This window comes from Sinomonas atrocyanea, from assembly GCF_030812675.1.
GTDB lineage: Bacteria > Actinomycetota > Actinomycetes > Actinomycetales > Micrococcaceae > Sinomonas > Sinomonas atrocyanea_B.
The window spans coordinates 115,407-136,052 of record NZ_JAUSTE010000010.1 but is presented as its reverse complement, the minus strand read 5'-3'; the positions used below and the strand labels follow the sequence as shown (position 1 = coordinate 136,052).

Genomic DNA, 20,646 nt, shown 5'->3' with positions numbered 1-20,646 from the left:
GCCTGACGGTCTGCCGCTCCGAGGACCAGGCACAGTGAAGGGCGCGGTGCACGCACCGCGCCCTTCCTGCGTGCCGCGCCCGGACCTGATGCCGCCCCCCTCACACCGGCATCATGCCCGGACGGACGGGCCTCAGGCCGCCATCCTCCTCCGCAGCCTGTCGAGCAGGCGCTTGAGGAGGCGCGAGACCTGCATCTGGCTCACGCCGAGCTCCTTGGCGATCTGGTCCTGGGTCATCTCCTGGACGAAGCGGAGGTCGAGGAGCTGCCTGTCATTGTCGGTCGCGTCGGACATCGCCCCGGCGAGCGCGTGCATCTGCTCGACGTGCTCGTAGCCGGGGTCCTCGGCACCGAGGACGACGTTCAGCCGGCGTTCCTCGGGATCCTCTGACGAGTCTCCATGCTCGACCGGCTGGCCGACCATGGCCGATTCGGCGATCTGCGCCTCCGCCACGTCGGAGGCCGGCACCCCGGCCGCCATGCTCAGTTCGGCCGTGGTGGGATCGTGCCCGAGCTCCTGGGCGAGGCCCGGGCGCAGCGCGTTGACCTTGAGGCGGAGCTCCTGGAGCGCACGGGGCGGCCGGACGACCCACGACTGGTCACGGAGATAGCGCTTGAGTTCTCCCGTGATGGTGGGCACCGCGTAGGGCACGAACCCGTGTCCGAGGGGCTCCCGGTAGCGGTGGGCGGCCTTCAGCAGGCCGAGCCGGGCAACTTGGCGCAGGTCCTCAGTGTCGTGCCCCGCGCAGCGGAACCTGCGGGCGAGGGCATCGGCGACCCCGAGGTACTCGATGGCGAGCTGTCCCGCTGCCACCGGGTCGGTGCCGTCGGTCGGAGGCTCGCTGCGGCGCGCCCGGCCTTCGGGCGCGGCTCCCAGGATGACGCCGTTGACGCTCTCCGGAGCGCCGGCAAGGTCTGAATCGTTGGGGACTGGGAGCAGATGAGTCTGCCGTGGAGCTTCCTGCATGGCGAGTTGCCTCCTCGCTGGAATTGGAAAGATGTGGTGGGGCGTCAGTGACTGCCGGGCGCCTCCTGAGCTGGGTGGTCCGCGTCGTGCGCGGGGACGTATGGGGGCCAGGTCCCGGTGTCTCGAGTCCTGGTGGGCTGGTGGTCGGCGTCGCCTGGGAGGGAAGAGGGACCGCGAGTGGCCGCGGCGACTCGTGCGGGCGTCGCTACGCGCACAGCGGCGCGGCAGGCGTCTTCTTCGATCAGCTCGCGGCGGCCGAGGGGTCGCGCCGCTTGGGTCATAGTGACGGTGAATCTCCAGTCAACTGGCCATCCGGCGTGGTAGTGCGGGCCAGCTGCTTGACTCCGGCTTCCACCGTAGGCACGACTGCTCGTCGAATACAACGGCGCGAGAAGGAACAGTTCTGTCTCTTGGCATGTGGAGTGCAGATTATCTCGCGTGCTATTCAAGGGCGTGCTCCCAGTTGACCCGCCCGATCCCCGGAAAGGCGCGGGCACAGGGCACTCCCGCCGGGCGCGCCCTCGGCGCAGACCCGATGCGGTTCTGATGCGATGTTGATGCGGTTTTGATGCGGGCGATCGGCGGGTATGGACAGGAGAGCGGGCCAGTCCCGCCTTCCATCGATTCGAGAGGACGCCATGGACCAGCGGAATCTTCCTGACGAGCCCGAGCGCCGGGAGGGCACACCCCTCGAGAGCGGCGAGGCCCACTACGCGGACCGGGAGCCGGGCGAGGAGCGCACGGCCGAGAGCTCGGGCCCGCACCCGGGGACCCCGGTGCCCCGGCACGGGGTGGACGACACCGTCGCCGACGGTCCGAGCGATGTCACCCCGTCCTCTCAGGGCGCCGGAGCAGTCTGGGGCGATGCCGAGCGCACGCCCAACCCCGGTCCAGTCCGGCCGCCCGGGCCTGAGGACCAGGCCCGCATCGACGCGGTCGCCGAGGAGTACGAGATCGCGACCACCGAGGAAGGTGAGCACTACCTGACCCCTCGCGAGGACGCGGAGAACGCCTCGCAGCGGGCGCGCGACGACTTCCCGGACCACTGATCCGGGGGTGCCGGGCGGTGATCCGGGAGTGCGGGGCCGGCGCGCTGCGCCTAGGTTCCCGGACCCGTGCGGGGCGTCGAGTCGAGCAGCTCGGCCAGCGCCGCGTCGGAGACGTTGCCGCCCGGCGTCGTGAGCTTCCTGCCCTCGTGGTAGGCGAGGAGGAGGCGCGGGTCGACGTAGGATCCCCGCGCCACCGCGATCGTGTTGTGGAGCCAGTCCGCGGCGTCGGCGATGGCGCGGCGCCACGCCTCCTCTGCGTCGAGGCCCTGCTCGCCGCTGCGAGCGAGGGATTCCGCCGCGATCACGGTGCCGCGCCACGTCCGCAGGTCCTTGGCGCTCACCCCCATCCCGGCCCGCACCCGCAGGTACCCGTTGAGGGACTCGGATCCGATGCGCTGGAACCCCCCGCCGGACTCGTAGCCCAGCGCGGCCCGGGACCTCGCGCCCTTCGGCAGGCTGCGGAGGTACTCGGCCAGGTCGGGATCGCGCAGTTCCACCGACCACTGCATCCCGGATTTGCCCGGGAACTCCAGCGAGATGGTGTCGCCGTCGAGCCGCAGATGCCTGCGCTGGATCGTGGTGACACCGAACGATCCGTGCTGGCGGGCGTACCTGCGGTTTCCCACGCGCACCCCGAGCCGGTCCACGATGCGGAGTGCGGCCGCGAGAGCCTGCTCCTTGGGTCCGTGCTTGCCGCGGAGGTCCTGCGTCACCGCCCGGCGGATCCCGGGGAGCCGCCGCGCCAGGGCGACGGCCCGGTCGAATTTGCGGGCCTCCTGCCGCTCGCGCCACGTGCTGTGGTAGAGGTACTGCTTCCGACCGGCGGAATCGATGCCGGTCGCCTGGACCCGGGCACGCTGGGATGCCGCGATCCGCACGTTCCGCCAGGCCGGGGGTATGGCGAGCGCCTCGATCCGGGCGAGCACCTCCGGCGCGTCGACCCGCTGACCGTCCGCGTCCCGGTAGCTGAACCCCTTGCCCGCGCGGCGCCGGGTGATCGTCCCGTGCGCCGTCCGCCTGCTGCGCGTCTTCATCGGCAGCTACTTACCCACAGCCCCACGGATGGAACCAGCCCGGCCGGCCGCCGGCCGGGCCGTCACGGAAGGAGTCACCCATGAATGCATCTGACCCCCAGGACCCGCGCAGTGCCCGCGTGACGGGCACCATTCCGCCGCAGGATCTCGAGGCCCCGGGCACCACCCGGGAGACCGAGCCCCGCCCGGACCACGGTGAGAGCACCTACGAGGGCCACGGACGCCTCACGGGGCGCGCCGCCCTCATCACCGGAGGAGACTCGGGGATCGGCCGCGCCGTGGCCCTCGCGTTCGCCAGAGAGGGGGCAGACGTCGCGATCACCGCGATGCCCGAGGAGGTGCAGGACGCGGCCGAGGCCACGGCGGCCATCTCCGAGGCGGGGAAACGCGCGGCGCACTTCGAGGGCGACCTGCGGGACGAGGACTTCGCCGCCTCTCTGCCCGGGCGCACGCTGGAGGAGTTCGGGAAGCTGGACATCCTCGTCCTCAACGCGGCGTACCAGCAGGCGCGGGACGGCATCGACACGGTCTCCAGCGAGGAGTTCGACCGGGTGATCCGCACCAACCTGTACAGCCAATTCTGGACGCTCCGCGCTGCCGTCCCCCATCTCCAGCCGGGTGCGTCCATCATCATCACGAGCTCCGTGCAGGCCGCTCAGCCCTCGGCGGGGCTCTTCGACTATGCGATGACGAAGGCCGCGCAGGCCGCCCTCGTCAAGGCACTCGCACCGGAGCTCGGCAGCAAGGGCATCCGCATCAACGCGGTGGCGCCGGGACCCGTCTGGACGCCGCTCATCCCCTCGACAGGCTGGCCCGAGCACGTCCCGGAGTTCGGCAAGGACTCCCCCCTCGGGCGCCCCGCCCAGCCGGCCGAACTCGCACCGGCCTACGTGCTGCTCGCCTCGGACGAGGCCTCCTACATTTCAGGAGCGGTGGTTCCCGTCACCGGCGGGAAGCCCTTCTAGAGTCCGGGCCCGAGACCACCGGCCCAACGAAAGGAGCGCCGGCCCGCAAGGACCGGCGCTCCTCCCCTCTGCTGCAGGGCTCCCTGCGGGTCACCCGGCGTCGAAGCGGTCGCCGCCGCGCTCGTCATCGTCGTCGTCCACCCCTGAGTCACCGGCAACGGCCCGCTCGGGGTGGTTGCCCACCTCCGAGATCGCCTGGCTCACCTCAGTGGGCTTCGCGTAGGAGCGGTCCGGGATGGCCTCGAGGGAGCGCAGCACGTTGCTGTCGGCGCCCTCCTCCTTGGCCTTGGCAACGAGAGTCCCCTTCTCGGCGGGGTAGTCGACGCCCTCGAGGAACTTCTGGATCTGGATCGGGTTTGCGGAATCGGTCATGGTTCTCCTCTCTCGTGAACCCGCTCAGCGGGTTCCTTCAGTCGGGGTGGTGGTACCGGTCGCCCCGCCGCGCTCGGCGTCCGGGGGCACGGTTCCGTCCATGCGGTCGGTGCGGAGGTCTTCCGTCGCCCCGTGCCGGCCGGGTCGAACCGTGCCGGCATCTTCGCGGATCGGCTCCTGGCGGACCGGTTCCCCGGGAACCTGCTCCCCGCGGCGCTCCGCCACGGCTTCCTCGCGGCGTTCCTGACGGACCTTCTGGCGCGGGACCGCCTCTGCGCGGGCACCGTCGGTGCGGCTGCGGCGGTCCGGGTCGAGCTCGTCCGCCTTGCGGCGCTGCTCCTCGATCTTCTCGCGGTCCTCGCGGGTGCTCTCGCTGTGTCCCTCGGCCTCGCGGCGCAGACGGGCGGCCTCGACCTCCGCGCGCTCGGCGCGCACCTGCGCCTCGTGGGCCTTGACCTCCCGGTCTCGGACGTCGATCTCCCGGCGCTGGGCCTCGGCACGCAGCTCCTCCGCGTGCTCGCGCTGGCGCTGCCGCCGGGCTTCGCCCCGCTTCCGGGACACCGCGATGGCCACGATGATCACAATGACGACGATCACCGCGATGACAATGACCGCCGTGAGCTGGGTCGGGTCCATGGGTCAACCTCCTGGGTGTCAGGTTTCCCTCCCTGTACCCGCCGGAGCGCGGATCCAATCACTCACGCTGCCGCCCTTGGTAGGGTGCGCGCATGGCCCGGATCGAGGACTACGCACTGGTCGGCGACCTCCAGACGGCCGCGCTCGTGGGCCGCGACGGCTCGGTCGACTGGCTCTGCCTGCCCCAGTTCGACTCGCCCTCGTGTTTCGCCGCGCTCCTCGGCAGCGCCGACCACGGGCGCTGGAGGATCGCGCCGGCGGGGGCCGGGGACTGCACCTCGCGCCGCTACCGCCCGGACACCCTCGTCCTCGAGACCGTCTGGGAGACCGACGACGGCGCGGTGCGGCTGATCGACTTCATGCCGCCCCGGGACGGGGTCGTCGATTTCGTCCGGATCGTCGAGGGGCTCCGCGGCGAGGTGCCCCTGGAGATGGACCTCGCCCTCCGGTTCGACTACGGCCACGTGGTGCCCTGGGTGCGCCGCCATGGCGGCGTCCTCCAGGCGATCGCCGGCCCGGACGCCGCCTACCTGAACACGCCCGTGCCCCTCGTGGGCCGCGATCTGCGCACCCGCAGCAGCTTCACAGTGAAGGAGGGCGAGCGGGTTCCGTTCGTCCTGACGTGGGGCCCGAGCCATGAGGAATACGCTCCCCGGCCGGACCCGGAGGCTGCCCTCGCCCGCACCTGCGCCTTCTGGGAGGAGTGGACCGGCCGCTGCACGGTGACGGGCCCGCACCGGGAGGCCGTCAACCGGTCCCTCATCACCCTCAAGGCCCTGACCTTCGAGCCGACCGGCGCCTTCGTCGCCGCGCCCACCACCTCGCTGCCCGAGACGATCGGCGGCGTGCGGAATTGGGACTACCGCTACTGCTGGCTCCGCGACGCCGCGCTCGCCCTCCAGGCCCTCCTCGCCACCGGCCACACGGACGAGGCCGCGGCCTGGCGCGACTGGCTCCTGCGGGCGGTCGCCGGCGACCCGGCCGACCTGCAGATCATGTACTCGATCACCGGACGGCGCCGCCTGCCGGAGACCACCCTCGAATGGCTCCCCGGGTACGAGGGAACAACCCCGGTCCGCACCGGCAACGCCGCTGCGGGCCAGCTCCAGCTCGACGTGTGGGGCGAGGTCCTCGACGGCCTGGCCCTGACCCGCAGCTCGCTCCGCTCGCGCGACGACTCCTGGGACCTCCAGCTCGCCCTCGTCGAATACCTCGAGGGAATCTGGGACCAGCCGGACAACGGGCTCTGGGAGATGCGCGGGCCGCGGCAGCACTTCACCCACTCCAAGGTCATGGCCTGGGTGGCCGCAGACCGCATGGTGAAGGGTGCCGAGGCCGGGCTCCCGGGCCCCCTCGCACGCTGGCGCGAGGTGCGCGACGCGATCCGCGCCGACGTCTTGGCCCACGGGCTCGACCCCACCCGGACCCACTTCGTCCAGGCCTATGGCTCAGCCGAGCTCGACGCCGCCCTCCTGCTCCTCCCCCGCGTCGGCTTCCTGCCGTACACGGACCCCCGCATCGTCGCGACCGTCGAGGCCGTGCAGCGCGAGCTGAGCGTGGAAGGCCTGCTGCTGCGCTACCGGACCGAGTCGGGCGCGGACGGCCTGCCGGACGGCGAAGGGGTGTTCCTCGTCTGTTCCTTCTGGCTCGTCAGCGCGCTCGTCGGGATCGGGCGGACCGAAGAGGCGTCGGCCCTGTTCGAGCGGCTCCTCGGGCTGGCGAATGACGTGGGGCTGCTGAGCGAGGAGTACGACCCGCACGCGCGCCGGCACCTCGGCAACACGCCCCAGGCCTTCAGCCACTTCGGCCTCGTCAACGCCGCCCTCGCGCTCCACCGCGGGACGCCGGCGAGCGACCAGCCTCCCGCCTCGTCGCACTAGTCGGACTCGGCGCCGCCCGGGCCCGCGCCGGATCCCGCCGGCCGCACCGCCTCGGCGATCGCCGCGGCCACCCTGGCGGGGTCCTCGTGGCTCCAGAACCGCAGGACCCGCCAGCCGGCTGCGCCGAGGGCGGCGGTCGTCTCGGCGTCCCGCTCGCGGTTGCGGGCGATCTTGGGGCGCCAGTAGTCCACGTTGCTCGCCGGCTCGATGTAGTGCTCCGGGCATCCGTGCCAGTAGCAGCCGTCGATGAAGACCGCCACGCGGGCGCGCGTGAACACGAGGTCCGCCGTGCGCCGCAGGGCCGGTTCGGGGCGGTAGGCCACGCGGTAGCGCAGGCCCATGGCGTGGACCGCCCGGCGCACCTTGAGCTCGGGGGCCGTGTCCCGCGAGCGGTTTCCGAGCATGGTGCGGCGGATCGCCGGCGTCGTCGCCCAGGACGGCTCGCCCTTCCGGCTCCGGGCGCGCCCGTCGCTGCCGCGGGCGGACGACGGCGGTGACGCGCCCGCCGCCGGCGCGCCACCGGCGTCGTGCGTCTCCTCGGGGACCCCGGCCTGGCTCATGCGGCCAGCGTACGCCGGCGGCTGGGAAGGTACTGGGAGCCCGTTTTGCCCGCTCCCCCGCGGGTAGCGCTGAAGAAGGAGGGCTGGACGCCGCCCGGTCCGTGCACGGAAGGAACCCCGATGGGAACACTGGCATTCCTGGCCGCGAAGAGCCCGGGGCGCGGGCCCCTGAACCGCAGCGGCCCCCTCGGCGCGGTGCAGCCGCGCGGAATCCAGAAGCTGGTCCGCAACGTCGAGACCGGCCGGTTCGAGCGCACGCTCTCGGGCCTCACCGCCGCGGGGGCGCTCGTGACCGCGGCCGAGATCTACCTCGAGCACGACAAGGCGAGCTTCGGCAATCCTTGGATGTGGGCGCCCGTGGCCCTGGGACCGCTCGGCGCCGCCGCCGGGATCGGCGGCGTGTTCAGCGCGCGGCTCGCCCACACGGCCCTGCCGATCACGAGCGCCGCGATCATCGCGAATGGGCTCCAGGGGACCTACCTCCACCTGCGGGGGATCGCCCAGCGCCCCGGCGGCTTCAAGGAGCTGCGCTACAACGTCGAGATGGGCCCGCCGCTGCTGGCCCCACTGCTCGTGACCCTGGTCGGCGGGATGGGGATCCTCGCGTCGATCCTGAGGAGGGAGCCGTGACGCTCCCGCTGCCCGCCGAGGACGGCGGAGGACGCTTTCCGGGCCAGCGCGCCCTCGACGAGCGCGGCCACTGGGACGACACGACGGCGGCTCTCGTCATCTCCCGCACCCAGCGGCCGCCGGACACCAGCTTCTTCTCGGCTCAGGAGCAGGGCATCGCCGCCGCCCTCCTCGACCGGCTCGTGGGCCAGGAGCCCGACGCGCAGCCCCGCATCCCACTCGTGAACTTCGTCGACGCCCGCCTCGCAGCGGGCGAGACCGACGGATGGCACTACGCGGACCTGCCCGAGGACGCCGAGGTGTGGCGGCAGGGGCTGCGCTTCCTCGACGAAGACGCCCGCGAGCGCTGCGGCACCGGATTCGCGACCGCGAGCCGGGAGCAGCAGGAGGACCTCCTGACCGGGCTCCATGAGACCGAGGGCCCCTGGCACGGCTTCCCTGCCGGCCACGTGTGGAACCTGTGGCTGCGGTACGCATGCACCGCGTTCTACTCGCACCCCTACGTGTGGGACGAGATCGGCTTCCCCGGCCCCGCATATCCCCGCGGCTACGCGAACCTCGGCCTCGGCCGGCGCGAGCACTTCGAGGTACGGGACGCGCGCCCGGGTGAGAGCGCATGAGCGCGGGCCGCGGGCTGCGCGGGGTCAGGGCGCGCAATGAGTCCGCCTGGCTGCTCCCCCTGGCCGACCCGGACGTGGACACCGGCATGCGCCGCTTCGCGGACGACGACGAGGTTGACCTCGTCATCGTGGGCTGCGGAGCCGGCGGCTCGACCATGGCGCAGCGCCTCGCCCGCGCCGGGTGGAACATCGTGGTCCTCGAGGCCGGGCCCTTCTGGGAGCCGGACCGCGACTGGGTCAGCGACGAGGCCGGGTCGCACCGGCTGTACTGGACGGAGCCGCGCGTGATCGACGGCGACGACCCCGTGCCGCTCGGCTCGAACAACTCTGGCCGCGGCGTGGGCGGCTCCATGGTGCACTTCGCCGGCTACACCCCCCGCTTCCATCCCAGCGACTTCCACACCCAGACCCTCGACGGGGTCGGCGCCGACTGGCCTCTGCGGTACGAGGACCTCAAGCCGTACTACGAGGACATCGAGGAAGAGCTGCCCGTGGCCGGCCAGGACTGGCCGTGGGGTGACCCGCACAGCTACCCCCACACCCCGCACCCCGTGGGGGGCAACGGCCAGGCGTTCCTGCGGGGCGCGCTGGCGTGCGGGATCGAGGCCCGCGTGGGGCCGGTGGCCATCTCCAACGGCCGCTTCGGACACCGCCGGCACTGCATCTACCGCGGGTTCTGCCTGCAGGGCTGCAAGGTGGACGCCAAGGCCTCTCCCCTCATCACCCACGTCCCCGACGCGATCGCGCACGGGGCCGAGATCCGGGCCGACTCGATGGTCACCCGCGTCGCCGTCGACCCCCGCACCGGGCTGGCGACCGGCGTGCACTACGAGCACGGCGGCGTGGAGCACTTCCAGCGGGCACGGAACGTGGCGGTGGCGGCCTACTCGATCGAGACGCCCCGGCTGCTGCTCAACTCGGCCTCGCCGCAGTTCCCCGACGGGCTGTGCAACGACCACGACCTCGTGGGCCGCTACCTCATGGTGCAGGGCGCGCCGCAGACGGGCGGCCGGTTCGAGGAGGAGGTGCGCATGTACAAGGCGCCGCCGCCCGAGGTCAGCAGCGAGGCCTTCTACGAGACGGACCCCACGAAGCCGTACAAGCGCGGCTACTCGATCCAGACCGTGTCCCCCCTGCCGATCACATGGGCAGAGCACATCGCCGCCCAGGGGCACTGGGGCACCGAACTGCGCCGCCGCATGACCGACTTCGTCCACTGGGCCTGCCTCGGTGCCCTGTGCGAGTTCCTGCCCCAGCCGGAGAACCGGGTGACGCTCGACTCCGAGACGGACCGGCGCGGCATGCCTGTGGCCCGCTTCACCTACAGCCGCTGCGGCAACGACCGCCGGCTCATGGCGGCGGCGGCCGACACGATGGAGCAGATCCTCACCGCCGCGGGGGCCAGCGAGGTCATGACGATCGAGCGCTACGCCCACCTCGTGGGCGGGGCGCGCATGGCGGCCGACGAGCGGCACGGCGTGGTCGACGCCGACTGCCGCACCTTCGCCGTTCCGAACCTCTTCATCACCGACGGCAGCGTGCTGCCCACCCAGGGCAGCGCCAACCCGGCACTGACCATCATGTCCCTCGCCGCACGCACCGCGGCCCGCCTCGCTGCGGGCGCGCGCGGGGGGCAGCGCCAACCACAGCGCGAACCAGTAAGCGAACCAGCAAAGGAGAGCTGACATGGCCGAGAAGAACGTGGCCGAATTCCTGCTCGAAAGGCTCAAGGCCTGGGACATCAGCACCGTGTTCGGATACCCCGGAGACGGCATCAACGGCATCGTCACCGCCCTCGGCAAGGGCGAGGGCCCCCGGTTCGTGCAGGCCCGGCACGAGGAGATGGCCGCCTTCGAAGCAGTGGGCTATGCCAAGTTCACGGGCAAAGTGGGGGTGTGCATGGCCACGTCGGGTCCCGGCGCGGTCCACCTCCTCAATGGCCTGTACGATGCCAAGCTCGACCATGTCCCGGTGGTCGCGATCGTGGGGCAGGTGGCGCGCACGTCGATCGGCGGCTCCTACCAGCAGGAGGTCGATCTCCCCTCGCTGTTCAAGGACGTCGCCTCGGACTACGTCCAGCTGGTCACCGTCCCCGAGCAGCTGCCCAACGTGATCGACCGGGCCATCAAGGTCGCCTGCGCGCGGCGCGCGCCGACCGCCGTCATCATCCCCTCCGACGTCCAGGATCTCGAGTACTCGGCGCCTCCGCACGAGATGAAGATGGTCCCCTCGAGCCTCGGCATCGAGTGGCCCGAGCTGGCCCCGGACACCGAGGGCCTGCGGAGGGCGGCCGACGTGCTCAACCAGGGCAAGAAGGTCGCGATCCTCATCGGCCAGGGCGCACGCAACGCCGCCGCGGAGGTCCAGGAGGTGGCCGAGCTCCTCGGCGCCGGGGTGGCGAAGGCGCTCCTCGGGAAGGACTCGCTTCCGGACACCCTCCCGTTCGTCACCGGCTCGATCGGGCTCCTCGGGACGAGGCCGAGCTACGAGATGATGCGCGACTGCGACACCCTGCTCACGATCGGCTCGAGCTTCCCCTACCTGCAGTACATGCCGGATCCGGAGAAGGCCCGGGGAGTGCAGATCGATGTCGACGCCACCATGATCGGCATGCGCTACCCCTACGAGGTCAACCTCGTGGCGGACGCCGCCGCCGGCCTGCGCGCGCTCATGCCGCTCCTGAACCGCAAGGAGGACCGCGGCTGGCGCGAGGACATCGAGGACAAGGTCGCCAAGTGGTGGGCGGACATGCGGGACGAGGCCCTCGTCGACGCCGATCCGGTCAATCCGCTCCGGGTCTTCTCGGAGTTCTCGGAGCGCATCCCGGCCTCGGCGATCGTCACCTCGGACTCGGGCAGCGCTGCCAACTGGTACGCGCGGCAGATCCGGTTCCCCGCCGGGGTGCGCGGGAGCCTCTCCGGGAACCTGGCCACGATGGGACCTGCGGTGCCCTACGCGATCGGGGCCAAGATGGCGCACCCCGACCGGCCCGTCATCGCCTTCGAGGGGGATGGCGCGATGCAGATGAACGGCCTCGCCGAACTCATCACGATCGCCCGCTACTGGAAGGACTGGTCCGATCCCCGGCTCGTCGTGGTCGTCCTCCACAACGACGACCTCAACCAGGTCACGTGGGAGCTGAGGGCGTTCAGCGGCTCGCCGACCGTGCCCATGACGCAGGAGCTGCCGGACGTGGACTACGCCGGCTTCGCCGCCAGCCTGGGCCTGGGGGCCATCTCGGTGGACACCCCGGACGCGCTCGGCGCCGCCTGGGACAAGGCGCTCACCGCCACCCGTCCCACGCTGCTCGACGTGCGCACTGACCCCAACGTGCCCCCCATCCCGCCCCACGCCACGCTCAAGCAGGCCCTCAACACGGCCAAGAGCGCCGCCAAGGGGGATGAGAACGCCTGGCAGTTCATCAAGGAGGGCCTCAAGGTCAAGGCCCAGGAGCTCCTCCCGGGGCATCGGGAATGAACGCGCCGGCGGGCGCCCCGATGCACGACGCCGGATCGGGCGCCGCGGTCTCGTCCGTCACCGCTGCGGCCTATACCGTCCCGACCGACGAGCCCGAGGCCGACGGGACCTTCGCCTGGGACTCCACCACCATCGTGGTGGTGCGGGTGGAGGCGGGCGGCACGCACGGGACGGGGTACACGTACGGCCCGGCGGCCCTCGTGCCGGTCGTGCAGGAGCTCCTCGCGCCCGCGGTCGTCGGCGCGGACGTCTTCTCGGTCCCCGCCTGTTCCGAGGCGATGGCCCGGGCGCTGCGCAACGCGGGCCAGTCGGGGGCCTGCGCGTACGCGGCGTCGGCCGTCGACTGCGCGCTGTGGGACGCCGCAGCCCGTCATGCCGGGCTGCCCCTGCACCAGTTCCTCGGCGCGGCCCGCACGGAGGTGCCCGTCTACGGCAGCGGTGGCTTCACCACCTACACCGACGCCCGCATGGTCGAGCAGCTCACCGGTTGGACGGCGCAGGGGATCCCCCGTGTGAAGATCAAGATCGGGCAGGACCGGGGCGCGTCGGAGTCCCGCGACCTCGCCCGGATGCTGGCCGCCCGCGAGGCGATCGGCGGCCGGTCCGCCCTGTTCGTCGACGCCAACGGGGCCTACACCCCGAAGCAGGCCGTGCGCGTGGCGGACGCCGCCGCCGAGGCCCGGATCACGTGGTTCGAGGAGCCCGTCTCGAGCGAGGACCTCGACGGGCTGCGCTTCGTGCGCGAGCGCACGTCCCCCGACGTCGCCGCGGGAGAGTACCTCACCCGCCTCAAGGACGCCGAGCGGATGTGCGCCGCGGGGGCGGTCGACTGCCTGCAGGCCGACGTGACCCGCTGCGGCGGCATCACCGTCTGGCTGCGCATCGCCGCCGTGGCGGCGGCCCACGGCGTGGGCTTCTCCGGCCACTGCGCCCCGGCGATCTCGGCAGCCCCGGCCGCCGCAGCCCCGGGGCTGCGGCACCTCGAGTGGTTCCATGACCACGTCCGTCTCGAGTCGATGCTGTTCGACGGCGTCCCGGATCCCGACGGCGGGGCCATCGCGCCGGACCCCTCCCTGCTCGGGAACGGCCTGGTCCTCCGCTCCGCCGACGCCGAGCAGTACCGCGTCGCCTGAGTCTCCCTGGACGCGGGCAGGGGCACCCGGAGGGGACCGGTGCGGGGCGGCGTTTCGCGCCGCGGCGCGGAGGGTAAGAACGGCGCGCCTGTTGGCGGGGGTCGCCGGGAGGGTTTCGTCCAGGAGGGACCATGAGTCAGAGCACGCTCGGCACCATCCGCACCAATATCCCCGGCCGGCTCGACCGCCTGCCCTGGGCCCGATGGCACTGGATGGTCGTGATCGGCCTCGGCACCGTCTGGATCCTCGACGGGCTCGAGGTCACCATCGTCGGCTCCATCAGCGACCGGCTGACGCAGCCCTCCGCGGGCCTGGGCCTCTCTCCCGCCGGGATCGGCCTGGCGGCCGCGATCTACGTCGCGGGGGCCTGCGTGGGCTCCCTCGTCTTCGGCTACCTCACCGACAGGTTCGGCCGGAAGCGGCTGTTCATCATCACCCTCGGCCTCTACCTGCTGGCCACCGTCGCCACGGCGTTCTCCTTCAACCCGGTCTACTTCTACATCTGCCGCTTCTTCACCGGCGCGGGGATCGGCGGCGAGTACTCCGCGATCAACTCGGCGATCGACGAGCTCATCCCCGCCCGGCGCCGGGGGCTCGTGGACCTCGCCATCAACGGCTCCTACTGGCTCGGCACCGCCTTCGGGGCCATGCTCTCGGTCGTGCTGCTGAACACCGCCCTGTTCCCCGCGGAGCTGGGCTGGCGGCTCGCGTTCGGCCTCGGTGCCGTCCTGGGCCTGCTCATCCTCCTCGTGCGGCGGAACGTGCCCGAGTCCCCGCGGTGGATGTTCATCCACGGCCAGGAGGACGGCGCAGAGAAGACCGTGGTGGACATCGAGTCTGAGATCGAGAAGGAGACCGGGCATCAGCTCGGCGAGGTCGACGACTCCATCACGATCGGGCAGCGCCGCTCGATCGGGTTCGGCGAGATCATCAAAGTCTCCCTCGAGCGGTACCCGAAGCGCGTGGTCCTGGGGCTCTCGCTCTTCGTCGGGCAGGCCTTCCTCTACAACGCGGTGTTCTTCACCTACGCCCTGGTCCTGACCAAGCTCCTGCATGTCCCCGAGGACGTTGCCCCGTGGGCCCTCGTGGCCATCGCGGTGGGCAACTTCGCCGGGCCGCTCACGCTCGGCCACCTGTTCGACTCGGTGGGCCGCAGGGTGATGATCTCGGCCACCTACATCGGCTCCGGGGTGCTCCTCGCCGTCGTCGCAGCCCTGTTCGGGGCGGGGGCGCTGGACGGCTTCTGGCTCACCGCGTGCTGGACCATCGTGTTCTTCGTGGCCTCCTGCGGGGCGAGCAGCGCCTACCTGACGGTGAGCGAGGTGTTCCCCCTGGAGACCCGGGCACTGGCGATCGCGTTCTTCTACGCGGTGGGCACCGGCCTCGGCGGCATCATCGGCCCGTTCCTCTTCGGCGGCTTCATCGGCCAGGGTGTCGGGGCCGTGGCCGGCGGCTACTTCATCGGCGCGGGCCTGATGGTCGCCGCCGGCCTGGTCGAGGTGTTCCTCGGCGTCGAGGCCTCCCGCACCTCCCTCGAGGAGGTCGCGCGGCCCATCACGGCCCAGCAGGAGGCGGTGTGAACCAGCAGACGGCGTCCCGCGCCGCACCCGCCCGCGCCGCCCTCGAGTACGCGCTGTGGACGGCCGCGGGCACCCTCTTCTGGCTCGCGACGGCCTCGACCGTCACGGCCGTGGAGACCGCGGTGGCCGCCGCGGTCTCCTTGGTCTGCGCAGTGCTGGCGCGGCTGGCCCGCCGGGCCCTGCCGTTCCGGGCGCGCCCCGTGCGCGGATGGCTGCGCTGGGCCGCCGCAGTGCCGGCCGCAACCGTGGCGGACCTGGTCCGCCTGCCGGGCTGGCTGCGCACCGGGCAGCGGGAAGAACTGCGCGAGGCCGGCATGCCCGCTGGCGGTCCCCGGGAGACCGGCTGGCGTGCGGGCGGCATCGTCGCCCTCTCGGCGACCCCGGGCTCGATCGTCGTCGCCTCGGACCCGGAGTCGGGGGCCGTGAAGGTCCACTCGATCACCTCGGGCTGGCCCCGTCTGGACGAGCAGGTCCTCAGGGAGAAGGAGCCGGAGCAGTGACGTCCGAATCCCTGTGGGCGGCCGCCGCCCTCGCGCTCCTCCTCGTGGGCGTGGCCCCGGGACTGCTGCTGTGCGCGCGGGGCACCGCTGTGTCACGGCTGATCGGCCTCGAGCTGCTGGGCGCCTCCGCCATCATGGCCATGGTCGCGCTGTCCGCGGCAGTGAACCAGTCCTCCTACCTCATCGTCCCGCTCGTCCTCGCTGTGCTGACGGCGACCGGCACCCTGGTCTACACGCGCCTGCTTACCCCCGAGTCCACCGCCGCGGGGGACGCGGGCCCGGGCAACGCCGGCGCGGGAGAGGGCCCCTGATGCTCGCCGCCCAAGCGGTCTGCGGCGCCCTCGCCGTCCTCGTCGTGGCCTACGCCGCGGGCGGGGCCCTGCTCGCCCGCTCGCCGCTGGGCCGGCTGCACTTCCTCGCTCCCGTGACGACCCTCGCGGTGCCGCTCTTCGCCGTCGCCGGCATGCTCGCATTCGGGGTCTCCCTGGGCAGCGCGTCCGTCGCGGTCACGGCCGCGGCCCTCGCCGTGAGCGGGCCGGCGCTCACCGCCGCCGTGGGCCGGGCGCTGGCGGCCGAGGCGGGGGCCGATGTCGGGAAGGAGCCCGAATGACCAGCTCCCCGGTCACGGACCTTCTGGTGGCGGTGAGCCTCACGCTCGTGCTCGCCGGCGCCGCCGCGGTGGTGCTCACACGCCGGCCGGCACGCCAGGCCGTGGTCCTCTCGGCCTACGGCCTCGTGCTGTCGCTGATGTTCATGGTGCTGCAGGCACCGGACGTGGCGCTGAGCCAGGTGGCGATCGGGACCGCCGTCGTGCCCCTCATCGTGGTGCTGGCCATCCGGAAGATCGAAAGCGTGCGCTCGGAGCAGGCGGAGTCGCGCGGCGCGGAGGACGAGCAGTGAGCCGCGGCGTGCGGATGGGCCTCCTCGGCGTGGCGCTCGTGGCGCTCGGCACGATGCTCTGGGCCGCCCTCGCACAGCTCCCCGGCTTCGGCGGCGCGAGCCACCCCTACCGAGACCTCGCGGTCGCCGCGACCTTCGCGCACGCAACGGCCAACGCGGTCTCGAGCATCAACTTCGACCAGCGGGGCTTCGACACCTTCGGGGAGGAGACGATCCTCTTCTGCGCCGTCGCCGGCGTGATCGCCCTCCTGCGGCCCGTCCACCGCGAGCGCCGGCGCACCGTGGGCAGCGGCGGGCAGACCCTCGAGTCGACGAGTCTCGTGGTGTACGTGCTGTTCCCGCTCACGCTCGTTCTCGGCGCCGACGTCGTGGCCCACGGGGCGATCACCCCCGGCGGCGGCTTCCAGGGCGGTGTGGTCCTGGCCACGGGCATCCACCTGCTCTACGTCGGCGGCCACTACCGGCTCCTGGAGCGGCTGCGCCCGCTGGACTGGTTCGCGCAGGGGGAATCGCTCGGCGTCGTGCTGTTCGGTGCGCTCGGCCTCGCGGGCGCGGCGCTCGGGGCGGACCTGTTCGCCAACGCCATCCCCCAAGGCCAGCTCGGAGACTTCGTGTCCTCGGGGACCGTGCCCCTGTTCAACATCGCCGTGGGCATGACGGTGGCCAGCAGCGTCGTCATCCTCCTGTCCGGATTCCTCGATCAGGCGCTCGCGATCCGCGCAGCTCCCCACCAGGATCCCGGCGAGCGGGACGAGGACGAGGAGGGAGCAGCATGAGCGTCTACGCCTACATCGTTGCCGGGGCCGTCCTGCTGATCGGCATCGCCGGGATCGCCACGAGCCGGAATCTCGTGCACGCCGTCGTCTCGCTGTCCGTCGCCCAGTCCGCCACGTACATCCTCCTCATCGCGGTCGGCTACCAGAACGGCGGCCTGGCTCCCATCTTCGGCTCGCAGGTGGGCCGGGACACGCCCGTCGTCGACCCCGTGGTGCAGGCGCTGACCCTCACCGACATCGTGGTCTCGGCAGCCGTCACCTCGATGCTGCTGGCGCTCGTGATCCAGATGGCCAAGCGCCGGCGCGCCATCGACCCCGACGACCTCGGCCCGTTGAAGGGCTGAGGCATGCAGACCGGGACGGCGGCCCTGATGCCCGCCCTTGTCGTGGGGCTCGTGCTCGCCGCCGGCGCGCTCATGGCGGTCGGAAGGTACGTCCGGAGGCCCTTCGCCGACGTCCTCGCCGTCGTCGCCGCCGTGGCAGCGGTGTGCGTGGACGGCGTGCTGCTCGCGGGCTCCTCGTCGACCCGGCTCGTGTACTGGATGGGCGGCTGGTCTGCGCGGGACGGACGCACCGTGGGCATCGCCCTCGTGGGCGACGGCCTGGGGGTCGGGCTCGCGCTGCTCGCCGCGGCCCTCATGGTCGCCTCCCTGGTCTTCTCGTGGCGGTACTTCGAATCGGACAGCTCGCACTACCACGGCCTCATGCTGCTGTTCCTGGCCGGCATGACGGGGTTCGCGTTCGCCGGGGACGTCTTCACGATGTTCGTCTTCTTCGAGCTCATGGGGGTCGCGGCCTATGCGCTCACCGGGCTCAAGAGCGAGGACCCCTCCGCGGTCCACGGGGCCATCAACTTCGGCATCATCAACTCGCTCGCCGCCTATCTGTCGCTGACCGGCGTCGGGCTCGTCTACGCCCACACGGGCAGCCTCAACCTCGCCGCCCTCTCCCACCAGCTCGAGGGCGACCACAGCCTCCTCGTGCCCATCGCGTTCGTCCTCCTGTGCACCGGCTTCCTCGTCAAGGGTGCGGTGGCGCCGTTCCACTTCTGGCTCGACGACGCGCACGCCGTGGCGCCGTCCCCCGTCTGCGTCCTCTTCTCCGGCGTCATGGTCGAGCTCGGGCTGTACGGGGCGGCCCGGGTGTACTGGACGGTGTTCAGCGGCACGCCGGCAGCGGCCGGGATCCAGTCCCTGTTCCTCGTCCTCGGCGTCCTCACCGCTGTGGTCGCGACCCTCATGTGCTTCATCCAGCGCCACCTCAAGCGGCTCCTGGCCTACTCGACGATCGCCCACATGGGCGTCTTCCTCGTGGCCCTCGGCTCCGCCTCCGAGTCCGCGCTGGCCGGCCTCGCGGTCTACGTCCTCGGGCACGCCGCGGTGAAGGGCTCGCTCTTCCTGCTCAGCGGCGTGGTCCTCGACCGGTACGGCAGCGTGGACGAGTACACCCTGCAGGGCCGGGGACGCGACGCGCCCGTGCTCGGGGGCGCCTTCCTGGTGGCGGCGGCCGCCCTCGCCGGCGCTCCCCCGTTCGCGACCGGTCTCGGCAAGGCCATCACGGAGCATGCCCTGACCGAGTCGGGGCGCGTCTGGGGCATGGCGCTCATGATCGCGGTCTCTGCGCTCACGGCCGGCGCCGTGCTGCGCGTGGGCCTGAGGATCTTCCTCGGTCTCGGCTCGCCGCCCGAGGGCATCGAGGCCGAGGGCATGAGCGGGGACGAGGAGATGATCGAGGTCCGGATCGGCCGGCGGCGCGTCCCGCCGTCGATGAGCCTGCCGGTGGCCGCGCTCCTCGGCGCGGGCGCCCTGCTCGGCTTCCTGCCGGGCCTCGCCGACGCGGCTGCAGCGGCGGCCCGGCAGTTCGCGGACCGGGCGGGGTACGTGGCAGCCGCCCTCGCGGGCACGGCGGGCGCGGTCCCGGGCGGCCCCTCGTCGGGATGGGACGCCCCGGGCATCCTCTGGGGGCTCGTGACCACCGCCTTGGCGCTGGGGGTTGCCGCCGCGGACCTCTACCGGCACCGCCTGCCCTCGGCAGCGGGCCGCCGCCCCCTGGCATTCCTCGACCCTCCCCTGCGTGTCCTGCGGAACCTGCACTCGGGGCGGGTCGGCGACTACACCGTGTGGCTCGTGCTGGGCGTCGCGGCGTCCGGCGCGATCGTGCTCCTCTAGCGCGCGGCGGCGGCGCTCAGTCCCGAACCTGGCGCCGGTGCGCCGCCCACGCCTGGAAGCCGCCCACCAGGTCGGTGGCCCGGCTCAGGCCCAGCCGCTGCAGGGTATGGGCGGCGAGGCTCGAGCTGTAGCCCTCGTTGCACACGATCACGATCCGCCGGCCGGGGTCGTCGGCGACCGGGAGCCGCCAGGGGCTCGTGGGATCGAGGCGCCATTCGAGGACGTTGCGGTCCACCACGATCGCCCCGGGGAGGGCCCCGTCGCGGCGGCGCTGGTCTACCGGTCGGGTGTCGACGACCAGGGCACCGGCCGACATCTCACGGTCCAGGTCCTCCGGCTGGACGCGCTCGAGTCCTGCGCGGCTCTCGGCGAGCAGGAGGTCGATCGCGGCCCAGCCGTCGTCCGCCTCGGCCGCCGCCGCGGACACCTCAGCCTGCTGTTCCACAGGGTCCTCGTTTCATCCGGGCGCACGACGGAAGGTGACCCGCCCCGCGGAGGGGGGTCACCTTCCGTCGTGCTTCAGTCCAGGCTTCCGGGCTCAGGCGAAGTCGGCCTCGGCGGGGTCGGCGCCGATGCGGCCGGCCGCACCCTTGCCGAGGCCGTTGATGGCCTCGATCTCGGCCGGCTCCAGGGTGAGGGCGAGGGCCGTCCAGTTCTGGGCGATGCGCTCGGGCGTGACGGACTTCGGGATCACCACGTTGCCGAGGGCGAGGTGCCAGCCGAGGACCACGTTCGGGACGCTCACGCCGTGGTTCTGGGCGATCTCGCGCAGCACCGGATCCTCGAGGAGGTCCTTGCCCTGGCCCAGCGGCGACCAGGACTCGTGCAGGATCCCCTTGGACTCCTCGTAGGCGCGCAGCTCGGCCTGCGGGAAGTACGGGTGGGTCTCGACCTGGTTGATCACGGGGACCACACCGGTCTCGCGCTGGATCTCCTCGAGCGCCTCGACGGTGAAGTTGGAGACGCCGATCGAGCGGACTCGGCCGGACTCCTTCAGCTTCGCGAACTCCTCCCAGGTCTCGAGGTAGAGGCCGCGCTTCGGCTGGAGCCAGTGGATGAGGTAGAGGTCCACGTAGTCGAGGCCGAGCTTGTCCAGAGAGGTCTCGAAGGCCGGGGCCACCTTGTCGCGGCCCTGGTCCGCGTTCCAGAGCTTCGTGGTGATGAAGAGCTCGTCGCGGTCCAGCCCCGAGGAGGCGATGGCGCGGCCCACGCCGGCCTCGTTGCCGTAGATCGCGGCGGTGTCGATGTGGCGGTAGCCCACCCGGAACGCCTCGCCGACCACGCGCTCGGCGACGTCGTCCTCGACCTGCCACACTCCGTACCCGAGCTGCGGGATGGTGCGGCCGTCGTGGAACGAGAGGACAGGGGAGGTCAGGGTCTCAGCAGAAGTCATGCTGCCC

At 72.3% G+C, this 20,646-nt stretch carries 23 protein-coding genes; 16 read left to right on the top strand and 7 right to left on the bottom strand.

The window, feature by feature from the left end; genetic code table 11:
- Positions 1–132 precede the first annotated feature (132 nt).
- Positions 133–966 (bottom strand): sigma-70 family RNA polymerase sigma factor, encoded by an 834-nt coding sequence (locus J2W20_RS14430; RefSeq protein WP_307007384.1) that lies wholly within the window; start codon positions 964–966, stop codon positions 133–135.
- A gap of 638 nt (positions 967–1,604) precedes the next feature.
- Between J2W20_RS14430 and J2W20_RS14425 the strand changes: the two genes are divergently transcribed.
- Positions 1,605–2,015 carry a hypothetical protein gene (locus J2W20_RS14425; protein ID WP_307007383.1) on the top strand — a complete coding sequence of 137 codons (411 nt, stop codon included), beginning with the start codon at positions 1,605–1,607 and terminating at the stop codon, positions 2,013–2,015.
- A 50-nt stretch (positions 2,016–2,065) separates the two neighbouring features.
- Here the strand turns inward: J2W20_RS14425 and J2W20_RS14420 are convergent, their stop codons facing one another.
- Positions 2,066–3,049: a DNA topoisomerase IB gene (locus J2W20_RS14420; protein ID WP_307007382.1), complete on the bottom strand. Its 984-nt coding sequence runs from the start codon at positions 3,047–3,049 to the stop codon at positions 2,066–2,068.
- 80 nt (positions 3,050–3,129) lie between these two features.
- Here J2W20_RS14420 and J2W20_RS14415 point away from each other — a divergent pair, with 80 nt between their 5' ends.
- Positions 3,130–4,014, top strand: coding sequence for an SDR family oxidoreductase (locus J2W20_RS14415; RefSeq protein ID WP_307007381.1), 885 nt, complete (start codon positions 3,130–3,132; stop codon positions 4,012–4,014).
- Between the two features lie 90 nt (positions 4,015–4,104).
- Here J2W20_RS14415 and J2W20_RS14410 read toward each other — a convergent pair whose 3' ends face one another.
- Positions 4,105–4,386 carry a DUF2795 domain-containing protein gene (locus J2W20_RS14410; protein WP_307007380.1) on the bottom strand — a complete coding sequence of 94 codons (282 nt, stop codon included), beginning with the start codon at positions 4,384–4,386 and terminating at the stop codon, positions 4,105–4,107.
- A gap of 24 nt (positions 4,387–4,410) precedes the next feature.
- On the bottom strand, positions 4,411–5,022 hold the full coding sequence (locus J2W20_RS14405; protein WP_307007379.1) for a hypothetical protein: 612 nt from the start codon (positions 5,020–5,022) through the stop codon (positions 4,411–4,413).
- A 92-nt stretch (positions 5,023–5,114) separates the two neighbouring features.
- On the opposite strand from J2W20_RS14405, the gene J2W20_RS14400 reads away from it, so the two are divergent.
- Positions 5,115–6,902 carry a glycoside hydrolase family 15 protein gene (locus tag J2W20_RS14400; RefSeq protein WP_307007378.1) on the top strand — a complete coding sequence of 596 codons (1,788 nt, stop codon included), beginning with the start codon at positions 5,115–5,117 and terminating at the stop codon, positions 6,900–6,902.
- Here the strand turns inward: J2W20_RS14400 and J2W20_RS14395 are convergent.
- Positions 6,899–7,462 carry a very short patch repair endonuclease gene (locus J2W20_RS14395; RefSeq protein WP_307007377.1) on the bottom strand — a complete coding sequence of 188 codons (564 nt, stop codon included), beginning with the start codon at positions 7,460–7,462 and terminating at the stop codon, positions 6,899–6,901. The genes J2W20_RS14400 and J2W20_RS14395 overlap by 4 nt on opposite strands.
- 120 nt (positions 7,463–7,582) lie before the next feature.
- Here J2W20_RS14395 and J2W20_RS14390 point away from each other — a divergent pair, with 120 nt between their 5' ends.
- The 13 genes from J2W20_RS14390 (at position 7,583) to J2W20_RS14330 (ending at position 19,246) form a co-directional block, all read left to right on the top strand.
- The gene (locus tag J2W20_RS14390; RefSeq protein ID WP_307007376.1) at positions 7,583–8,092 is read left to right on the top strand and encodes a hypothetical protein; all 510 of its coding nucleotides are present in this window, start codon (positions 7,583–7,585) and stop codon (positions 8,090–8,092) included.
- Positions 8,089–8,712, top strand: coding sequence for a gluconate 2-dehydrogenase subunit 3 family protein (locus tag J2W20_RS14385; RefSeq protein WP_307007375.1), 624 nt, complete (start codon positions 8,089–8,091; stop codon positions 8,710–8,712). The genes J2W20_RS14390 and J2W20_RS14385 overlap by 4 nt, the downstream gene beginning before the upstream one ends.
- A complete protein-coding gene (locus J2W20_RS14380; RefSeq protein WP_307007374.1) occupies positions 8,709–10,397 on the top strand; it encodes a GMC family oxidoreductase in 1,689 nt (562 codons plus the stop codon). Before J2W20_RS14385 ends, J2W20_RS14380 begins: the two co-directional genes overlap by 4 nt.
- A 1-nt stretch (position 10,398) precedes the next feature.
- Complete coding sequence (locus J2W20_RS14375) at positions 10,399–12,189, top strand: thiamine pyrophosphate-requiring protein (RefSeq protein ID WP_307007373.1); 1,791 nt, start codon at positions 10,399–10,401, stop codon at positions 12,187–12,189.
- Positions 12,186–13,322 carry an enolase C-terminal domain-like protein gene (locus tag J2W20_RS14370; RefSeq protein ID WP_307007372.1) on the top strand — a complete coding sequence of 379 codons (1,137 nt, stop codon included), beginning with the start codon at positions 12,186–12,188 and terminating at the stop codon, positions 13,320–13,322. The genes J2W20_RS14375 and J2W20_RS14370 overlap by 4 nt, the downstream gene beginning before the upstream one ends.
- 131 nt (positions 13,323–13,453) lie before the next feature.
- The gene (locus tag J2W20_RS14365; protein ID WP_307007371.1) at positions 13,454–14,902 is read left to right on the top strand and encodes an MFS transporter; all 1,449 of its coding nucleotides are present in this window, start codon (positions 13,454–13,456) and stop codon (positions 14,900–14,902) included.
- Positions 14,899–15,402: a hypothetical protein gene (locus tag J2W20_RS14360; protein ID WP_307007370.1), complete on the top strand. Its 504-nt coding sequence runs from the start codon at positions 14,899–14,901 to the stop codon at positions 15,400–15,402. Before J2W20_RS14365 ends, J2W20_RS14360 begins: the two co-directional genes overlap by 4 nt.
- The gene (locus J2W20_RS14355) at positions 15,399–15,713 is read left to right on the top strand and encodes a monovalent cation/H+ antiporter complex subunit F (protein ID WP_307007369.1); all 315 of its coding nucleotides are present in this window, start codon (positions 15,399–15,401) and stop codon (positions 15,711–15,713) included. Before J2W20_RS14360 ends, J2W20_RS14355 begins: the two co-directional genes overlap by 4 nt.
- Positions 15,713–16,012 carry a hypothetical protein gene (locus J2W20_RS14350; RefSeq protein ID WP_307007368.1) on the top strand — a complete coding sequence of 100 codons (300 nt, stop codon included), beginning with the start codon at positions 15,713–15,715 and terminating at the stop codon, positions 16,010–16,012. Before J2W20_RS14355 ends, J2W20_RS14350 begins: the two co-directional genes overlap by 1 nt.
- On the top strand, positions 16,009–16,302 hold the full coding sequence (locus tag J2W20_RS14345; RefSeq protein ID WP_307007367.1) for a Na(+)/H(+) antiporter subunit B: 294 nt from the start codon (positions 16,009–16,011) through the stop codon (positions 16,300–16,302). Before J2W20_RS14350 ends, J2W20_RS14345 begins: the two co-directional genes overlap by 4 nt.
- Positions 16,299–17,078: an MnhB domain-containing protein gene (locus J2W20_RS14340; RefSeq protein WP_307007366.1), complete on the top strand. Its 780-nt coding sequence runs from the start codon at positions 16,299–16,301 to the stop codon at positions 17,076–17,078. Before J2W20_RS14345 ends, J2W20_RS14340 begins: the two co-directional genes overlap by 4 nt.
- Positions 17,075–17,422 carry a sodium:proton antiporter gene (locus J2W20_RS14335; RefSeq protein WP_307007365.1) on the top strand — a complete coding sequence of 116 codons (348 nt, stop codon included), beginning with the start codon at positions 17,075–17,077 and terminating at the stop codon, positions 17,420–17,422. The genes J2W20_RS14340 and J2W20_RS14335 overlap by 4 nt, the downstream gene beginning before the upstream one ends.
- Positions 17,423–17,425: 3 nt before the next feature.
- Entirely contained in the window at positions 17,426–19,246 is a 1,821-nt protein-coding gene (locus tag J2W20_RS14330; RefSeq protein WP_307007364.1) for a complex I subunit 5 family protein, read from the top strand.
- Positions 19,247–19,262: 16 nt separating this feature from the next.
- Here the strand turns inward: J2W20_RS14330 and J2W20_RS14325 are convergent, their stop codons facing one another.
- Both J2W20_RS14325 and J2W20_RS14320 read right to left on the bottom strand, forming a co-directional pair.
- The gene (locus tag J2W20_RS14325) at positions 19,263–19,691 is read right to left on the bottom strand and encodes a rhodanese-like domain-containing protein (protein WP_307007363.1); all 429 of its coding nucleotides are present in this window, start codon (positions 19,689–19,691) and stop codon (positions 19,263–19,265) included.
- A gap of 93 nt (positions 19,692–19,784) precedes the next feature.
- Positions 19,785–20,639: an aldo/keto reductase gene (locus tag J2W20_RS14320; RefSeq protein ID WP_307007362.1), complete on the bottom strand. Its 855-nt coding sequence runs from the start codon at positions 20,637–20,639 to the stop codon at positions 19,785–19,787.
- Between the last annotated feature and the right edge of the window lie 7 nt (positions 20,640–20,646).

Bases quoted from the DNA above. Each gene is read 5' to 3' on its own strand.
- J2W20_RS14430 (WP_307007384.1), bottom strand. From the start codon at position 966: ATGCAGGAAGCTCCACGGCAGACTCATCTGCTCCCAGTCCCCAACGAT.
- J2W20_RS14425 (WP_307007383.1), top strand. From the start codon at position 1,605: ATGGACCAGCGGAATCTTCCTGACGAGCCCGAGCGCCGGGAGGGCACA.
- J2W20_RS14420 (WP_307007382.1), bottom strand. From the start codon at position 3,049: ATGAAGACGCGCAGCAGGCGGACGGCGCACGGGACGATCACCCGGCGC.
- J2W20_RS14415 (WP_307007381.1), top strand. From the start codon at position 3,130: ATGAATGCATCTGACCCCCAGGACCCGCGCAGTGCCCGCGTGACGGGC.
- J2W20_RS14410 (WP_307007380.1), bottom strand. From the start codon at position 4,386: ATGACCGATTCCGCAAACCCGATCCAGATCCAGAAGTTCCTCGAGGGC.
- J2W20_RS14405 (WP_307007379.1), bottom strand. From the start codon at position 5,022: ATGGACCCGACCCAGCTCACGGCGGTCATTGTCATCGCGGTGATCGTC.
- J2W20_RS14400 (WP_307007378.1), top strand. From the start codon at position 5,115: ATGGCCCGGATCGAGGACTACGCACTGGTCGGCGACCTCCAGACGGCC.
- J2W20_RS14395 (WP_307007377.1), bottom strand. From the start codon at position 7,462: ATGAGCCAGGCCGGGGTCCCCGAGGAGACGCACGACGCCGGTGGCGCG.
- J2W20_RS14390 (WP_307007376.1), top strand. From the start codon at position 7,583: ATGGGAACACTGGCATTCCTGGCCGCGAAGAGCCCGGGGCGCGGGCCC.
- J2W20_RS14380 (WP_307007374.1), top strand. From the start codon at position 8,709: ATGAGCGCGGGCCGCGGGCTGCGCGGGGTCAGGGCGCGCAATGAGTCC.
- J2W20_RS14375 (WP_307007373.1), top strand. From the start codon at position 10,399: ATGGCCGAGAAGAACGTGGCCGAATTCCTGCTCGAAAGGCTCAAGGCC.
- J2W20_RS14370 (WP_307007372.1), top strand. From the start codon at position 12,186: ATGAACGCGCCGGCGGGCGCCCCGATGCACGACGCCGGATCGGGCGCC.
- J2W20_RS14365 (WP_307007371.1), top strand. From the start codon at position 13,454: ATGAGTCAGAGCACGCTCGGCACCATCCGCACCAATATCCCCGGCCGG.
- J2W20_RS14350 (WP_307007368.1), top strand. From the start codon at position 15,713: ATGCTCGCCGCCCAAGCGGTCTGCGGCGCCCTCGCCGTCCTCGTCGTG.
- J2W20_RS14345 (WP_307007367.1), top strand. From the start codon at position 16,009: ATGACCAGCTCCCCGGTCACGGACCTTCTGGTGGCGGTGAGCCTCACG.
- J2W20_RS14335 (WP_307007365.1), top strand. From the start codon at position 17,075: ATGAGCGTCTACGCCTACATCGTTGCCGGGGCCGTCCTGCTGATCGGC.
- J2W20_RS14330 (WP_307007364.1), top strand. From the start codon at position 17,426: ATGCAGACCGGGACGGCGGCCCTGATGCCCGCCCTTGTCGTGGGGCTC.
- J2W20_RS14320 (WP_307007362.1), bottom strand. From the start codon at position 20,639: ATGACTTCTGCTGAGACCCTGACCTCCCCTGTCCTCTCGTTCCACGAC.